The organism is Streptomyces sp. NPDC028910 (assembly GCF_055564955.1).
In genome coordinates, this window is sequence record NZ_JBVHVF010000009.1 from 146955 (window position 1) to 162052 (window position 15098).

Below are 15098 nucleotides of genomic sequence, written 5' to 3' on the forward strand. Positions count from 1 at the left end.
GACCGGCGTTGAGTGGGCCGACCTGATCACCCCGAGGCCGGCCGACGCGGCGTCACGCCGCACGTGCTGCTGGACTTCGTGCACGTCGCCGAGCCGAAGCCGTCCTACGGCTCCGCACGTGCCGGCGTACACGTGAACATGCCCAACCGAGTACGGATGAACGTGCCCAGCCGCGGGCACGGCCAGGCGTCTTCTTGACCCGAAGCGTGATTGAGGTTCTAGCGTGTCACCTACTTGATCATCTGACGACGGGAGACACGCCCCGTGATCCTCGTGACCGGAGCCACTGGAAACATAGGCAGTGCCCTGCTGAAGGAGCTGCACGCTCGCGGTGTCGGGCCGCTGAGAGGACTCACCCGTGATGCCGCACGGGCCGTCTTCCCCGAAGCGGTCGAGGCCGTGGAGGGCGACTTCGCGAAGCCGGCCTCGTTGAAGCCCGTGCTGGAGGGGGTGCGCTCGCTGTTTCTCGTGTCGCGTCTGGGCTCGGACGCCGACATCCTCGAAGCCGCCCATCAGGCGGGCGTGGAGCATGTGGTGCTGGTGTCGTCCATCACCGTCCAGACGCATCCGCACCTCGGCCCCGCCGGCGAGAACCGGGCGGTGGAGCAACTGCTCGAGGCAAGCGGCATGGCCTGGACGATCCTGCGGCCGACGCAGTTCGCCTCGAACGCACTGATGTGGGCCGCTTCCATCCGTGGCCACGAGACCGTCCGCGCGCCGTACGCCGAGACCGCGCTGCCGACCATCCACCCCGCGGACATCGCATCGGTGGCACGCGTGGCACTGACCGAGCCCGGCCACCACGGACGCACGTATGCCTTGACCGGTCCAGAACCGGTGACCGCCCGACAGCAGGTCGAGGCCATCGCGGCAGCACTGGGTCGGGAGGTTCCCTTCGCCGAAATCAGCCGCCAGCAGGCCCGCGCACAGATGGCCGCGGTCTTCGGGCCCGAGGCAGCGGACGCGGTGCTCGACGTCACGGGCGGAGACGTGAACGACGAGCTGCTGATGGTGCGCGACACCGTTTCACAGGTCACCGGAACGCCAGCCCGCCCGTTCCAGCAGTGGGCCTCAGAGAACGCCAGCGCCTTCCGTTGAAACGGCAGGCTCACCAGGCCCCCGCGGCGCCGGCCGTGCTGGGCACGGCCGCGGTGCGAGGGGTCACGATCATCCTGCCGGGGTCGGGCGCTCGGGGCTGAGCTACGATCGCCCGCGTCGATCGGGTGAGCAGCACGGGGATGGTGGGTGGTGGGCGTGAGTGCCAGCGGCAGAGTGCCAGGGGTCGTGACGGTGGTGCTGGTGGGCGGCCTGATGCTGAGCGGCTGTTCCGGCGGCGGGGGCGGTGCCACTCCTCCGGCGGCGGAGAAGCCGGGTGCGCCGACCGCGAGCCCCGACTCGGCGTCGGCCCCGCCGTCCCCCTCGGTGTCGCAGCCGGCGCCCTCAGTCACGGCTCCGCCCGTGGAGCCGAAAACGCCGGCCACCGGCGCGGCCGGGCCGACGCCGCAGCGGACCACGGCGCGTGCGTCGCAGATCCCGCAGAACCCGCACCGGGGCCCGAACCCGCCTCCGGCGCCCACCCACTCCCCCACGATGGTCTGGAAGCCGACGCCCTTCGACCCGAAGGACCCCTCGATCCCGAGGTACACGGTGCCGCCGCTGCCGTAGGCGACCGCCCCTCCCCCACCCCCGGGCCCCCAGCGGCTACCCCGGCAGGGGTGCCTCGGCGTACGCGCCCGACAGCAGGTGGCCCGCCCCCGGAGCGATGGCGGGAAGGTCCAGGGCGCGCAGCATCTGGTGGGCGGTGCAGACCGCGGCGGACACCACCGGCTTGCCCAGGAGCTGTTCGGCCTCCTCGATGGCGCCCAGGGACGGCATCTGCACGCAGGCCGAGAGCACGACCGCGTCCGCGTCGGCGTACTCCAGCGCCCGCGCGAGGCCCGGCAGCCGGGCCGGGTCGTGGGCGGCGACGTCGAGGTTGTCCGGGATTTCGAGGGCCTGGTAGTCCAGGACTTCGATGCCCTCGTTCGTGAGGTAGTCGACGACGGTCCGCGTGAGGGGGCGCATGTAGGGGGCCAGCAGCGCGATCTTCCTGGCGCCGATGGTGTGCAGGCCGTGGACGAGGGCTCCGGCGCTCGTGACGACGGGGGCGGGTGCGCCGTTCTCGGCGGTTCGGGTGTGCAGTCGCCGCTCCGAGGTGCGGTGGTAGCCGAGGCCCATGCTCATGATGGCGACCAGGCAGGCGTAGCCCAGTACGTCGACCCTGGCGTCGGAGAGTTCCACGGCGCAGCGGTCGGAGTCGGCGTCCATGGCCTTGAGCTGCTCCGGCGTCACGTGGGTCATGCGCATCCGGCTGGAGTGGAAGGTGAAGCGCTCGTCGGGCGCGACGGCCCGGCGGGCCCGGAGGATGGCGGGGACTTCGGTTTCCATGGTGACGTTGGAGCTCGGCACGATCTGGCCGATGCGGTAGGTGCGGGGTGACACGGGTACTCCTCAGCGGGCGTCGACGACGGGGTTGGTCAGGGTTCCGATCAGCTCGACGGTGGCCTCCACGGTGTCACCGGGGGTGAGGAACTCCGGCGGGACCATGCCGGCGCCCACTCCCGACGGCGAGCCCGTCGCGATGACGTCGCCTGGTTCCAGTGTCATGCCGGAGCTGATGTCGGCGATGAGGCGGGCGATGGGGAAGAGCATGTGCCGCGTGTTCGACTTCTGTTTGGTGACGCCGTTGACGCGCAGTGAGAGGTCGAGGGCCATGGGGTCGCGGATCTCGTCACGCGTGACGACCACCGGGCCGAAGGGGGCGTAGGAGTCCTGGCCCTTGGAGAAGAACCACTGGCCGGACCGGCGCTGGTCGCGGGCGCTGATGTCGTTGATGACGCTGAAGCCGAAGACGTGGTCGTACGCCTCCTCCTCGCTCACCCGGAAGGCGGTGCGGCCGATGACGACGGCGAGTTCGCACTCCCAGTCCAGCTGGGTGGTCAGGTCGGCGTTGTGCAGGATCGGCTGTCCCGGGCCGGTGACGGCGGTGGCGGGCTTGCCGAAGAGGACGGGGCGCGGCGGCAGGTCCTTGTCGGTGTCGAGGCTGCGGCTCGACTCCTCGACGTGCTCGATGTAGTTGAGGCCGACCCCGATGATCTTGCCGGGGCGCAGGGGGGCGCGCAGGGTCACGGCTTCCAGCGGGTGGACGGCCCCACCCGGCCGGCCGGCGGGACCGGCGGCGAGCAGCCGGCGGGCGGCTTCCTGGGCGGCGGGGCCGGCCTGGACGAAGGCGAGCAGATCGTGCGGGAGTCGTACGCCGGCGTGTTCGGCCAGGATCGCGAGGTCGAGGACGAGACCGTCGGCCTCGACGCCCAGGCGTTCGGTGGTTCCGGTGGTGAAGGTCAGCATGCGCATGCTGGGGGCTCCTCGTGGGTCAGGCGGCGACGGGCTGGTGGCCGCCGTGGTCGGCGTACGCCTCTTCCCGGTGGAAACCGAGCGAGCGCATGACGGGGAAGTCGTTGAAGGAGAAGAGGCAGGCGTCCTCGGACTGGTCGAGGTTGTGGTGCTCGTGCCAGGCCCACGACGGGACGCAGAAGACGTCGCCCTGCTTCCACGCGAAGCGCTGTCCGGCGATCACCGAGAATCCGTGGCCCTTGGCCGCCGTGTAGATCACCGAGCCGGTGTGGCGGTGGGCGCGGGTGGCCTGGCCGGGGCGCAGCAACTGCATGTGGGCGCCCATGGTGGGCATGACCGGGCCGCCCGTCACCGGATTGGTGTACTCGGCGATCACTCCGTCGTACGGGGAGCCCTCGGTCGCCTTGGCGAGGTTCAGCAGGGCCTCGTAGGTGGGCTCCCAGGGGTAGGCGAGCAGCGGCGAGTACGGCCGGGTCCACTGCTCCACCCCGTAGGGCAGCAGGTTCGCCCCGTACGTCAGGACCGAGGAGTTGATGAGCTTTCCCGGGGTCTGGTACAGCTCGGGGTGGACCTCGTAGAAGCCGGCGTCCAGGGCGTTGACCAGCGGGATGTCGAGTCCGTCCTGCCAGATGACGGGGGCGTCGTCGGCGTCGTTGCCGTGTTCGTGCCAGGTGCCGTTCGGGGTGATGGCGAAATCGCGGGGGCCGACCTTCAGCTTCTGGCCGTCGACGATCGTCCAGGCCCCGGTGCCCTCGTGGACGAAGCGCAGGGCCGCCGCCTGGTGGCGGTGGGCGGTCATGGCCTCGCCGGGCCCCATGATCTGGAGCCCGGTGTAGAGGAGGCCCGCGGCGGCGCTGACGTCCTTGCGGCCCGGGTTGACGAGCATGACGACCCGGCGGCCGGCGTCGTCTCCCCGGACGAGGCCGAGGGCCTTGTGGACCAGGGGGCGCAGGTCCTCGTAGCGCCACAGCGCGGGCACGGACCTGGGCTGCGGGTACCAGGGCTCGATGTCGTTGGCGACGGTCCACAGGGCGCCCGCGTCCAGGGCGCCGAGCTCTTCGTAGTAGGCGGTGAGTTCGGGGGTCTCGGACACCCGGGCGCGGCCGAGCATCGTGTCGTCCTGCTCGATGGTCATACGTCCTCCTCAGGGGTGGCGGCGGTGGGGCGGGTGGGGCCGGTTGGGCCGGTGGGCGCGGGCGCGGGCGCGTTGAAGGTCACCGGCGGCCGGGGACGGTTGTCGACTTCGAGGCGGAAGACGTCGAAGCGGTTGTAGTGGCCGACGATGTCGTGCATCTGTTTGGGCTGGATGCACCGGCCGAGGTCGATCTCGCCGTAGACGATGCCCTCGTCGTCGACGAGGGGTTCGGTGACCGGGCGGCCGTCGGGGCCGAAGATGCCCGACAGGGCGCTGCGGGGACGGGTGAACTGCTTGCGCAGCTCCTCGTCGTCCCCGGCGAGGGTGTCGATCATCTCCGGGGAGACGGTCGAGCAGGCGACGACGGAGAAGACCTTGCCCTCGAAGCTGTGGGCGGCGGTGCGCACGGCGATCGCGTCGGCCATGTCGTAGTCGGCGGGGGCGACGGGCAGGGCGATGTAACAGGAGGCGTGGACCAGTTCCCCCTGCGCGAGGAGGGTGAAGCGGGCCAGGGTGTTGGTGTTCTCGCCGCAGGCCAGGGCGCCGAGGGGCCCGATGGGGGTGGGGTGGACGACGAGGGAGCTGCCGTCCCCGCCGGTCCAGGTGAGCTTCTCGGCCCAGGTCGGCACCAGCTTGCGGTGGACACCGAGGAGTTCGCCGTCGGGGCCGATGGTGAGCAGGGTGTTGTAGAGGACGCCGAGGCTGTGCGGGGCACGCTCGTTGACCCCGATGACCAGGACGACGCCGTGCAGGCGGGCCGCCGCGCGCAGGGCGTCGACGTGCGGGCCGGGGACGTCGACGGAGGAGCGCTGGAGCCGCTCGAACCAGGGGGAGCCCTGGACCGGATTCATCGTCCAGTTCCAGTAGGGGTATCCGGGGACGAACGCCTCGGGGAAGACGACGAGTTCGGCTCCGTTGCCCGCGGCTTCCGCGATCAGGGCGACGGCCTTGTCGACGGTGGCGGCGGGGTCGAGGTAGACGGGCGCGGCCTGGACGGCCGCCGCCGTGAAACGGGGCAGGTGGTCCCTGTCCATGGGCATGGGGGCCTCGGCTATCGGTGGACGGCGGCGGGTGAGGGGGCAGGGGCCGGGGTGGGGGCGGGGGCAGCGCGCGGCAGCCAGCGCCGGTGGACGGACGCGGCGGGCTGCCGCAGGAGTTCGAGGCGGGGCGGCACGCGGTCGGTCCGGGCCGCCGGAGGCCGCCCGCTGCCCGCCCTCCAGGCGCGCGCCCAGGGCGCGGCCGGGCCCTGGTAGCCCTGGGCGGCTGCGGCGTGCAGGGTCCACAGCGGGTCGTGGAGCTGGGCACGGCCGACGCCGCACAGGTCAGCGCGGCCGGCCAGGATGATCGAGTTCACGTCGTCGTACGTGGAGATCGCGCCGACGGCGATGGTGGGGACCCCGGTGGCGTTGCGGATGAGGTCGGCGTACGGGGTCTGGTAGCTGCGGCCGTAGCGGGGCCGCTCGTGGGCGACGACCTCGCCAGTGGAGACGTCGATGGCGTCGGCGCCCGCCTCGGCGAGCGCGCGGGCGATCGTGACCGCGTCGGCCTCGCTGGTGCCGCCCTCGGCCCAGTCGGCGGCGGAGATCCGCACGAGCAGCGCCTTGCCGGCCGGCCACACCGCCCGTACGGCGCGCAGCACTTCGAGCGGCAGCCGGAGCCGGCCTTCCGGGCCGCCTCCGTACGCGTCGCTCCGCAGGTTGGTCAGCGGCGACAGGAAGCCCGAGAGCAGATGGCCGTGCCCGTACTGGAGTTCCAGCGCGTCGAAGCCCGCCCGGTCGGCTCGCCGGGCCGCGCTCACGAAGTCCCGTACGAGAGCGTCCATGTCGGCCCGGTCGGCCTCGCGCGGTACCGGGCTCCGCTCGTCCCAGGCCAGGCCCGAGGCGGCGATCGGCTGCCGGTCACCGGGGACCGCCCGGCGTCCGGCGTGCGTGAGCTGGATGCCGAGGCAGGTGTCGGACTGACCGTGGACGAAGTCGGTGATGCGCCGCCAGGCCGCTTCCTGCTCGTCGGTCCACAGGCCGGGGCAGCCGGGGGTGGCCCGGCCGTCGGCGCTGACGGCCGTCATCCCGGCGAGGACCAGGCCGGCGCCGCCGAGGGCCTGCGTACTGAGGTGGACGAGGTCGAAGTCGCCCGGGACCCCGTCGCGCGCGGTGTGCAGGGCGGTCGGCGGTACGACGACCCGGTTGCGCAACAGCAGTCCGCCGAGCGGGTAGGGGCGGAACATCGGCGGCACGGTGGAGCGGTTGACGGCGGTGGTGAAGCCCTCGTCGCGCACGCGCAGGTTGTCGTAGGTGACGCGGCGGCTGCGGGTGAGCAGGTTGAAGGCGAACTGGTGGGGGTCCTGGCCGGTGTACCGGTCGATGTGCTCGAACCATTCCAGACTGGCCTGGGCCGCGCGCTGGGTGGACTCCACCACCGGCCTGCGCTCCTCCTCGTACGCGGCGAGCGCGGTGGGCACGTCGGGGTGTTCGTGCAGGCTGGCGGCGAGGACGAGGGCGTCCTCCATGGCCAGCTTGGTGCCGGAGCCGATGGAGAAGTGCGCGGTGTGGGCGGCGTCCCCGAGGAGGACGATGTTGCCGCGGCGCCAGGTGCGGTTGCGGACGGTGGTGAAGCGGAGCCACTTGGAGTTGTTGGGGAGCAGGCGGTGGCCGTCGAGGTGGCCCGCGAGGAGTTCCTCGCAGCGCCGGATGCTGTCCTCGTCACTGGTGCCCGGCGGATGGTCGCGGGCGGCGAACTCCGCGAAGCCGGCGCGCCGCCACGCCTCCTCCTCCATCTCGACGATGAAGGTGGAGCGGGTGGAGTCGTAGGGGTACGCGTGCACCTGGAGGGTGCCGAACTCCTGCTCGTCGACGATGAAGGTGAAGGCTTCGAAGACCTTGTCCGTGCCCAGCCACATGTAGCGGCCGGTGCGTTCGTCGAGTTCGGTGCCGAACGTGTCGGCGTAGGCGGCGCGGGTGGCCGACCGTACGCCGTCGCACGCCACCACCAGGTCGTACGCGGCGGCCAGTTCGGCGGCGGGCGGGGCCTGGGTGCGGTAGCGGACGTCCACCGCCAGGGCGGCGCAGCGCTGCTGGAGGATCCGCAGCAGGTGCCGGCGGCCGAGGGCGGCGAAGCCGTGGCCGCCCGAGGTGAGGGTGCTGCCCCGGTAGCGGACGTCGATGTCGGCCCAGCGGGCGAACTCGGCCGACATGGCCGCGTGGACCTCCGGGTCGGCCTGGGCGATGCCGTCGAGCGTCTCGTCGGAGAAGACGACCCCGAAGCCGAAGGTGTCGTCGGGGGCGTTGCGTTCCCAGACGGTGACCTCCCAGTGCGGGGAGAGCCGCTTGGCCAGGGCCGCGAAGTACAGTCCGCCGGGCCCTCCTCCTATGACTGCGACGCGCACGACGTACCTCCTGCTGTTCCTGGTGTTCCTGGTGTTCCTGGTGCTTCCGCGGTGGTGAGTAGTTCCGGTTCCTGGGGTCCCGCCGTGGCCAGCAGCTGCCGTACGTCGTCGGGCCAGGGGGTCGAGCCGGTCGCGTGGGAGGCCGAATGGGCGATGACCATGCGGCCGCCGGCCGCCTCCACGCCCTGTTCGCCGCGCACGGTGAAGGCGTAGTGCAGGGAGGCCGAGCCGACCTTGGTGACCTTCAGCTCGGTGCGCACCGCGTCGCCGAACCAGAGCCGCGCCCGGTAGTCGGCCTCGAAGTGGACCCGGGGCGTGCTGCCGAACAGGTGGGACAGGCCGAGGCGGTGGAGCAGGACGGCCTCGGCCGCCTCGACCCAGCGCACGACGGTGGAGTGGTGGTAGTGGCCGGCGGCGTCGGTGTCGGTCCACTCGACGCGGCGTTCGACGACGACGCTGGGTGGCAGGGACGGCGGGGGCGGTGCGGCGGGCGTCACGGTGGGCGCCGTGGCAGGCGACGCGGCAGGCATCGCGGCAGGATCCGCATCGGCGCGGGCGCGCTCGCGCAGTTCGCCGCGGCGGAGCTTTCCGGTGCCGGTGCGCGGGAGTTCCGTGACGAATTCGACGGCGCGCGGGTACTTGTACGGGGCGATGGCCCGCTTGACGTGGGCCTGGAGCTCGCGGACGGTCGCCTCGGCCGCCGGGACACCGGCGCCCAGGACGACGTACGCCTTGACGAGCATGCCGCGCCGCTCGTCCGGGGCGCCGACGACCGCGCACTCCTCGACGTAGGGATGGGTGACGAGGGCCTTCTCCACCTCGGGGCCCGCGATGTTGTAGCCGGAGGAGACGATCATGTCGTCGCTGCGGGCGACGTACCAGAAGTAGCCTTCCGCGTCGCGGACGTAGGTGTCGCCCGTGATGTTCCAGCCGTTCCTGACGTACGAGGTCTGGCGCGGGTCCGCGAGGTACCGGCAGCCGGTGGGGCCCGTGACCGCCAGCAGACCGGGCTGTCCGTCGGGGACGGGATCGCCGTTCTCGTCGACGACGGCGGCGCGGTAGCCGGGTACGGGGCGGCCGGTGGAGCCCGGCCGGATGTCCTCGTCGGCCGCGGAGATGAAGACGTGCAGCATCTCGGTGGCGCCGATGCCGTCGATGACGCGCAGGCCGGTGGCGGCGTGGAACGCGTGCCACACCGCGGCCGGGAGCGGTTCTCCGGCGGACACGCAGCGGCGCAGCCCGGCCAGCCGGTCCACCGCCCCGGCCTCCATGATCGCGCGGTAGGCCGTGGGTGCGGTGAAGAGCACGGTCACCCCGTGGGCCGCGACGAGCTCGGCCAGCTGCGCCGGGGCGGCCTGCTCGATCAGGAGGGTCGCGGCCCCGGCGTGCAGGGGGAAGACCACGAGTCCGCCGAGCCCGAAGGTGAAGGCGAGCGGCGGCGTGCCGGTGAAGACGTCGTCCGGGCGGGGTTTGAGGACGTGCCGGGAGAAGGTGTCGGCGTTGGCGAGGACGTCGCGGTGGAAGTGCAGGGTCGCCTTGGGGCGGCCGGTCGTGCCGGAGGTGAAGGCGATCAGCGCCACGTCGTCCGCGGCCGTGGCCACGGTGGCGAACCGGCCGTCCTTGCCCGCGCAGCGCGCGGTCAGGTCCGTCGGTCCGGGACCTCCGTAGGTGAGGACCGGCAGCTCCGGGAACTCCGGCGGGCCGGGGCGGCGGGTCGCGTCGAGCTCGTCGGCGTAGCGGTGGTCGCACACGGCGACCGAGGGCCGGCTGATGTCGGTGAGCTCGGCGAGTTCCGCGGCGCGCAGCAGCGGCATGGTGGTGACGGCGACGCCGCCGGCCTTCAGGACGCCGAACCATGCGGCCACGAGCCAGGGGTTGTTGGGGCCGCGCAGCAGGACGCGGTTGCCGGGGCGCAGGCCGAAGTCCTCGGTGAGGACCTGGGCGACCTGGTTGGCGCGGTGTTGCAGTTCGCCGTAGGTCCAGCGCTCGGTCGGGGTGAGCAGACAGGGGCGGTCGGGGCCGTGGAGTTCGACGGCGTCGTCGAGCAGGCGCTGAGCGCAGTTGAGTCGGTCCGGGTAGTCCAACTCCGGTAGGTCGAAGTGGAGTTCGGGCCACAGGGGGAAGGGCGGCAGCCGATCACGACAGAAGGAATCGGCATGCGCGGAAGGGGAGAGCTCCATGGGGCGGCACCTCGATCAGGGAGCAGCGGGGGAGACGGGAGCAAGGTATGTCGAATATTTGGCGTCCGTCAACATCTCGCGATATTCGGGGAGTGCGGGTCGTCTCCTCGTGGCACCCTGCGGGCACCCCCGAGCCGACTCAGGCCGTGGGGATGCACACCCGGACGGACTTCCCGAACTCGTGCGCCATGATGGAGAGTTCGCCGCCCAGCTCGGCCGTCAGCAGCTGCACGAGCAGCAGTCCGCGCCCGCATTCGGACTCCGGATCGATCTGCGCGCGCGGAGCGGGCAGCCGCGGCAGGCCGGCCCCCTGATCGGCGACCTCCAGCCGGAGCCAGCCGCCGCCGGCCGCGACGGCGACCCGCATACGGCCGGCGCCCGCGTGCCGGACGACGTTGCCGACGAGCTCACTGACGGCCAGCAGCAGGACGTCCGCCACGTCGAGGGGGACCCCCCAGCCTTCGAGCCTGGTCCGCACACGGGCCCTGACCTGCGGAACGCTCGCGGCGATGGGGTCGGCGACCCAGTGGACGAAGCTTCGGACCGCGGGAATCGCGGGACTGCCGGTGGAAGTGAGCATGACGTGCTCCCGGAGGGGGAAGGCGGCGCAGCCACGTCGGTGGCTCGTGTAACTAATCCTGGATTCAGATCACGAGCGACCTTGTGGTCAACGGAAAGGCGTCGCTAGAGTCGTGATTACACGTGTAACACGCTACGCCTCGCCCGGCGGCTCGCGCAAGCATTTCGGACAAACCACGCGAAGCCTGCACCCGCCCCGCCGGGATCCCGCCGCCTTTGGAAGGGCCGCAATGACGCAATCTCCTCCGGTCGAGTTCGACGTCGCCGACATGACCTGGCCGCCTCCGCCGTACCAGTCCCCCGTGCCGCCCGTGACGGGCACGGACGGCGTGCGCCGCTTCGACGGGATCACCTACGCGACCACGCCCGGCTACCGCCCCCGGCTGCTCGACGTCCAGGTGCCCGCCGGCGACGGACCGTTCCCCGCGGTCGTCTGGATCCACGGCGGCGGCTGGCTGGAGGGCGACCGCCGCTACCCGCCGCCGACCGTGCCCGCCGCCCTGCTGCACGGGAGGGTGCTGGCGGCCGGGCTCGCGCTCGTGTCCATCGACTACCGGCACAGTCTCGAAGCGCCCTTCCCGGCGCAGCTGCACGATGTGAAGGCCGCGATCCGCTACGTCCGCGCTTTCGCCGGCGTCCTCGGCGTCGACCCGGACCGGATCGGCGTCTGGGGCGAGTCCGCGGGCGGCCATCTGGCGGCGCTCGCCGGTCTGGTCGGCCCCGGCAGCCCGCAGGGTGCGGCGCTGGAGGGCACGCAGGGAGTCGGCTCCGGCGAGACCGGGGTCCTCGCGGTCGTCGACTGGTACGGCGTCTCCGACGTGGGCGCCCTGGCCGCTCACCCCATGCCGTCCATGCCGGCCATGGCGCCCGGTGCGGAGTTCCCCGATCCCTACGAGGCCCTGCTCGGCGCGGCCGTGTCCGCGCGGCCGGACCTGGCGCGGGCCGCGAGCCCGGTGACGTACGCCGAAGGCTCGAACCCGCCGCCGTTCCTGCTGGTGCACGGGACGCGGGACGGCCTGGTCCCGTACAGCCAGAGCGAGGTCCTCGCCGAGGCCCTGACGAGCGCCGGGGGTGAGGTCACCCTGCGGCCGGTGGAGGGCGCGGACCACATCTTCCTCGGCGCCCCGGACATCGCGCCGATCGTCGAGGAGAGCGTCGCCTTCCTGGCGCGACACCTCGGCGCGCAGGCCTGATTCCCCGTCCCGCGTTCGCGTTCCGTCGCGGGGGCGCGGCCGCCCGGCCGTGTCCCCCGCACCCCGCGCCCCGCGCCCGGCGCCCCGCGCCCCGCGTTCCCTTCAGATGCAGAGCACATACGGCCGCGGGCACTCCCCGGTCGCGAGAGGCAGCCATGTCCGGCAACCCGGCCACCACCCCGTACGACAGACCGCACGGACCCCACGGACCCCGCGGACCGCACGGACCCCGCGGACCCCGCAGGACCGACCGCCGGACCCGGTCGGAGGCACCGCGCAGCCCCGCCGTCCTCGTGACGGGTCTCCTGTTCCTGGGGGCCGCCGCGCTGGCGGCCCTCGTCGTCCGCTCCGACGTCGCGGATCCGCCCTTCCAGGGGCTGGACGACCGCTGGCTGACCTGGATGGGCGGCCCCCATCAGGGGCTGTACTCGGCCGCGGCCACTGCCCTGGACTGGTTCGGCGGTCCGGTCGGTGCCCTCCTCCCGCTCTCCCTGCTGGTGCTGCTGCTCGTACGCGGGCGGTGGGCGTCGGCGGGCTTCCTGCTCGCCGTCTACCTCGGCGGCAACATGCTCGTCGTGCAGGGGCTCAAGCACCTGGTGGACCGCCCGCGCCCGACCGACCCCCTGGTCCGCGTCGACCACGGCTCCTTCCCGTCCGGCCACGCGGCCACGGCGGCGCTCCTCGTCATCGTCGTCGGGGCGCTGCTGGTCCCGGCCGCCCGCCGGCGGGTGTGGTGGTTCGGGGGCGCGGCCTTCACCCTGGCCATGATGTGGAGCCGCACCTGGCTGCACGCGCACTGGCTCAGCGACACGGTGGCCGGGGCCGCCGCAGGTGCGGGGGCGGGACTCCTGGCGTGGTGGCTCTTCCACCCGGCGCTCGCCCGGGAATCGGGTGGGGCGGCCCGGGGTCAGGCGGAGGGTGCGTTCCAGTAGGCCCTGCCCGGCTCGGGTCGCCGGGGGGCGAAGAGCTGGGAGACGGTCACGGGGGTGAGGCCGCGCCGCCGCAGCCCGTCGACGATCCCGGGCACGGCAGGAACGGTGCCCGGATACACGTCGTGCAGGAGGATGATTCCGTTGCGCTGGGCACCTTGCAGGACCCGGCTCGTGATGACCTCGGGATTGTGGTCACGGTAATCCTTGGCGGTGACGGTCCACATGATCTGCGCGAGCCCGAGCGAGCGGCAGACCTCGGCGACGCGCGGATTCGTCAGTCCCTGCGGTGGACGCATCAGGGTGGGAGTCCGGCCGGTGAGCTCCTTGACGCGTTCCTGGAGAAGGACGAGCTCGCGGCGGATCTCCTCCACCGATGCCGTAGCCAGGTTCCGGTGCGTCCAGGTGTGGTTGGCCAATTCGTGCCCTTCGGACACTTCTCTCCGCACCATGTCGGGATAGCGGGTCACACTGTTCTCGCCCAGCAGGAAGAACGTCGCGTTGACGCCCTTGGTCTTGAGGGTGTCCAGCAGTCGAGCCGTATCGGGGCCTGGTCCCGCGTCGAAGGTCAGGGCGACGCAGCGCGTCTTGCGGCAGTCGACGGGGCGTGGCTTCTGGGGAATCGGAGATGGTGTCGTGCTCGGGGCCGGCCGTACAACGCGAGGAGAGGCAGTCGCGGTCTTGCCGCCAGGGGCCGGAGCCGGCCGCGCCGAGCCACAGGCGCTCAGGGCAACGGCCGCGGTCACCGCCGCGGTGACACCAGTCAGGATCGTCCTGAGCCATCGGTGTGTGCTCACAGGACCATCACTATCAAGGGCGCGAAGCATTTACACCCGACACGGCGCAGGCGCCGGTGCGTCGGCAGGTCAGCGCGGCCGGTCGTACGCATGCGGACCGGGATCCCGACCGTCGGACGGTCGGGATCCCGGTACAGATCAGCGCGTCAGGGCGCCAGCGTGGTGGAGCCCTCGGCGTCCTCGAAGAGCCGGAGAAGCCGGGTGTGCAGCGTGTTCAGGTACGCGTGGAAGTGGTCGAACAGGCTCGCGCGCAGGTGGTGGACATCGACCCGTCCCTGCTGGGCCACCTCCGCACGCCGGACATCGGACCGCTCCTTGATCGCGCGGTACGCGATGCGCACCAGGTAGCCCATCGCCACCGTTCCCCCTGCCACAACCACGCTCACCGGTTCCATTCCTGTTCGTCCACCTTGGCGGGGCGTGCGCTGCGCGTATGCCTCTTAGAGCAACTCGGCGCAGGAAACGTGAAAAGCGCAGCTCAGAAGGCACCTGCCGGCACGGTCAGGAGGTCGCGCGGTGGATCAGGACGGCTTCCACGGCCGGTACCGGCGCCGCCGTCCCGGTTTCGATCAGCTCGTGCACGGCTTCGGCGATCCGGGCGGCCGACGGCAGGTCCAGTCGGACCGTGGTGAGCGCGGGCTGCTGGAGGGCGGCGAGGACCAGGTCGTCGCAGCCGACGAGGGCGACCTCGTCCGGTACGGCGATGCCCTCGGCCTGGAGGGCGTGGAGCAGCAGCGCGGCGTACTCGTCGTTGTAGGTGAAGACGGCGTCCAGGCCGAGGTCCCGCCAGCGGCGGGCGAGGGCGCCGGCGGAGTCCCGCGTGTAGGCCAGTTCCACCGGGGTGACGGTCGCCATGTGCCGGGCCGCGACCGACTCGGCGCCCGCGAGGCGCGGCTGGGCGAGGGTGGCGAGGCCACGCTCCTGGGGCACGACCACGCCGATCCTGGTCCGGCCGCGCGCGATGAGGTGTTCGGCCGCGGCGGCGCCGATGTGGGCGTGGTCGAAGCCGATGGTGTGCACGCCCGCGAGGGGGTGGGCCGCGAAGGCCAGCAGGCCGCGCACCCCGGCACGGCCCAGCAGGTCGGCCGCCTGAGGGGTGAAGCGGTCGCCGTCCAGGGCGACGACGGCCGCGGGGCGCAGTTCGGCCCAGGCCCGGGCGGCTTCGAGGGGGTCGGCGAAGCGGCCCGCGTGGAGCACGGCCGTGTAGCCGAGACGGTCGAGCTCACTGTGCAGATCGTCGACCCAGTCGCTGACGAGGCGGCCGATCGCGGAGACCGACACGGGCATCAGGACGAGGTTGCTGCGGCCGGCCCGCAGGGAACGGGCGGCGGCGTGGGGCACGTAGCCGAGCTGCTTCGCCGCGTCGAGCACTCGGGCCCGGGTGCCGGTGCTGATCCGGTGGCCCTCGGTGTCGTTGAGGACGAAGGAGACCGTCGCGCGCGACACTCCGGCGAGGCGGGCCACATCGGTGCTGGTGACGGACGCGGGGACGTGGGTGTCTTTGGCCATG

The 15098-nt window shown here is 72.5% G+C and carries 14 protein-coding genes and 1 pseudogene; 4 read left to right on the forward strand and 11 right to left on the reverse strand.

What is annotated here, in order from left to right:
• The first annotated feature begins 264 nt into the window (after nucleotides 1-264).
• Nucleotides 265-1098, forward strand: a complete 834-nt coding sequence (locus ACZ4TV_RS14485) for an NAD(P)H-binding protein (protein WP_468134353.1) — start codon at nucleotides 265-267, stop codon at nucleotides 1096-1098.
• 186 nt (nucleotides 1099-1284) lie between these two features.
• Nucleotides 1285-1665, forward strand: coding sequence for a hypothetical protein (locus ACZ4TV_RS14490; protein ID WP_468134355.1), 381 nt, complete (start codon nucleotides 1285-1287; stop codon nucleotides 1663-1665).
• Between the two features lie 36 nt (nucleotides 1666-1701).
• Here the strand turns inward: ACZ4TV_RS14490 and ACZ4TV_RS14495 are convergent, their stop codons facing one another.
• The 8 genes and pseudogenes from ACZ4TV_RS14495 to ACZ4TV_RS14530 all read right to left on the reverse strand — a co-directional run bounded on the left by ACZ4TV_RS14495 (nucleotide 1702) and on the right by ACZ4TV_RS14530 (nucleotide 10670).
• A complete protein-coding gene (locus tag ACZ4TV_RS14495; protein WP_468134489.1) occupies nucleotides 1702-2427 on the reverse strand; it encodes a maleate cis-trans isomerase family protein in 726 nt (241 codons plus the stop codon).
• Nucleotides 2428-2490: 63 nt separating this feature from the next.
• Nucleotides 2491-3393 carry a fumarylacetoacetate hydrolase family protein gene (locus ACZ4TV_RS14500; RefSeq protein ID WP_468134357.1) on the reverse strand — a complete coding sequence of 301 codons (903 nt, stop codon included), beginning with the start codon at nucleotides 3391-3393 and terminating at the stop codon, nucleotides 2491-2493.
• Between the two features lie 19 nt (nucleotides 3394-3412).
• Nucleotides 3413-4528 carry a cupin domain-containing protein gene (locus ACZ4TV_RS14505; protein ID WP_468134359.1) on the reverse strand — a complete coding sequence of 372 codons (1116 nt, stop codon included), beginning with the start codon at nucleotides 4526-4528 and terminating at the stop codon, nucleotides 3413-3415.
• Nucleotides 4525-5568, reverse strand: a complete 1044-nt coding sequence (locus ACZ4TV_RS14510; protein WP_468134361.1) for a carbon-nitrogen hydrolase family protein — start codon at nucleotides 5566-5568, stop codon at nucleotides 4525-4527. The genes ACZ4TV_RS14505 and ACZ4TV_RS14510 overlap by 4 nt, the downstream gene beginning before the upstream one ends.
• A gap of 11 nt (nucleotides 5569-5579) precedes the next feature.
• Entirely contained in the window at nucleotides 5580-7910 is a 2331-nt protein-coding gene (locus ACZ4TV_RS14515) for an oxidoreductase (protein WP_468134363.1), read from the reverse strand.
• Entirely contained in the window at nucleotides 7892-8440 is a 549-nt protein-coding gene (locus ACZ4TV_RS14520) for an acyl-CoA thioesterase (protein WP_468134491.1), read from the reverse strand. The genes ACZ4TV_RS14515 and ACZ4TV_RS14520 overlap by 19 nt, the downstream gene beginning before the upstream one ends.
• Before the next feature lie 30 nt (nucleotides 8441-8470).
• Nucleotides 8471-10090 (reverse strand): annotated as a pseudogene (locus ACZ4TV_RS14525) (AMP-binding protein); the annotation flags it as partial.
• A 139-nt stretch (nucleotides 10091-10229) separates the two neighbouring features.
• Nucleotides 10230-10670 carry an ATP-binding protein gene (locus tag ACZ4TV_RS14530; protein WP_468134365.1) on the reverse strand — a complete coding sequence of 147 codons (441 nt, stop codon included), beginning with the start codon at nucleotides 10668-10670 and terminating at the stop codon, nucleotides 10230-10232.
• Nucleotides 10671-10899: 229 nt separating this feature from the next.
• On the opposite strand from ACZ4TV_RS14530, the gene ACZ4TV_RS14535 reads away from it, so the two are divergent.
• Together ACZ4TV_RS14535 and ACZ4TV_RS14540 are read left to right on the forward strand one after the other, a co-directional pair.
• Nucleotides 10900-11862 (forward strand): alpha/beta hydrolase fold domain-containing protein, encoded by a 963-nt coding sequence (locus ACZ4TV_RS14535; protein ID WP_468134367.1) that lies wholly within the window; start codon nucleotides 10900-10902, stop codon nucleotides 11860-11862.
• Nucleotides 11863-12155: 293 nt separating this feature from the next.
• The gene (locus ACZ4TV_RS14540; protein WP_468134369.1) at nucleotides 12156-12794 is read left to right on the forward strand and encodes a phosphatase PAP2 family protein; all 639 of its coding nucleotides are present in this window, start codon (nucleotides 12156-12158) and stop codon (nucleotides 12792-12794) included.
• Here the strand turns inward: ACZ4TV_RS14540 and ACZ4TV_RS14545 are convergent.
• The 3 genes from ACZ4TV_RS14545 to ACZ4TV_RS14555 form a co-directional block, all read right to left on the reverse strand.
• Nucleotides 12770-13588 (reverse strand): polysaccharide deacetylase family protein, encoded by an 819-nt coding sequence (locus ACZ4TV_RS14545; protein ID WP_468134371.1) that lies wholly within the window; start codon nucleotides 13586-13588, stop codon nucleotides 12770-12772. The two genes, ACZ4TV_RS14540 and ACZ4TV_RS14545, sit on opposite strands and share 25 nt — an antisense overlap.
• A 146-nt stretch (nucleotides 13589-13734) precedes the next feature.
• On the reverse strand, nucleotides 13735-13974 hold the full coding sequence (locus tag ACZ4TV_RS14550) for a hypothetical protein (protein WP_468134373.1): 240 nt from the start codon (nucleotides 13972-13974) through the stop codon (nucleotides 13735-13737).
• Between the two features lie 115 nt (nucleotides 13975-14089).
• The gene (locus ACZ4TV_RS14555) at nucleotides 14090-15097 is read right to left on the reverse strand and encodes a LacI family DNA-binding transcriptional regulator (protein WP_468134374.1); all 1008 of its coding nucleotides are present in this window, start codon (nucleotides 15095-15097) and stop codon (nucleotides 14090-14092) included.
• Nucleotide 15098: the final 1 nt, after the last annotated feature.

What these genes read in the sequence shown, in the direction of transcription:
- ACZ4TV_RS14495 (WP_468134489.1), bottom strand. Translation starts at nt 2,427, where the DNA reads ATGGAAACCGAAGTCCCCGCCATCCTCCGGGCCCGCCGGGCCGTCGCG.
- ACZ4TV_RS14500 (WP_468134357.1), bottom strand. Translation starts at nt 3,393, where the DNA reads ATGCGCATGCTGACCTTCACCACCGGAACCACCGAACGCCTGGGCGTC.
- ACZ4TV_RS14505 (WP_468134359.1), bottom strand. Translation starts at nt 4,528, where the DNA reads ATGACCATCGAGCAGGACGACACGATGCTCGGCCGCGCCCGGGTGTCC.
- ACZ4TV_RS14510 (WP_468134361.1), bottom strand. Translation starts at nt 5,568, where the DNA reads ATGCCCATGGACAGGGACCACCTGCCCCGTTTCACGGCGGCGGCCGTC.
- ACZ4TV_RS14520 (WP_468134491.1), bottom strand. Translation starts at nt 8,440, where the DNA reads ATGCCTGCCGCGTCGCCTGCCACGGCGCCCACCGTGACGCCCGCCGCA.
- ACZ4TV_RS14530 (WP_468134365.1), bottom strand. Translation starts at nt 10,670, where the DNA reads ATGCTCACTTCCACCGGCAGTCCCGCGATTCCCGCGGTCCGAAGCTTC.
- ACZ4TV_RS14535 (WP_468134367.1), top strand. Translation starts at nt 10,900, where the DNA reads ATGACGCAATCTCCTCCGGTCGAGTTCGACGTCGCCGACATGACCTGG.
- ACZ4TV_RS14555 (WP_468134374.1), bottom strand. Translation starts at nt 15,097, where the DNA reads ATGGCCAAAGACACCCACGTCCCCGCGTCCGTCACCAGCACCGATGTG.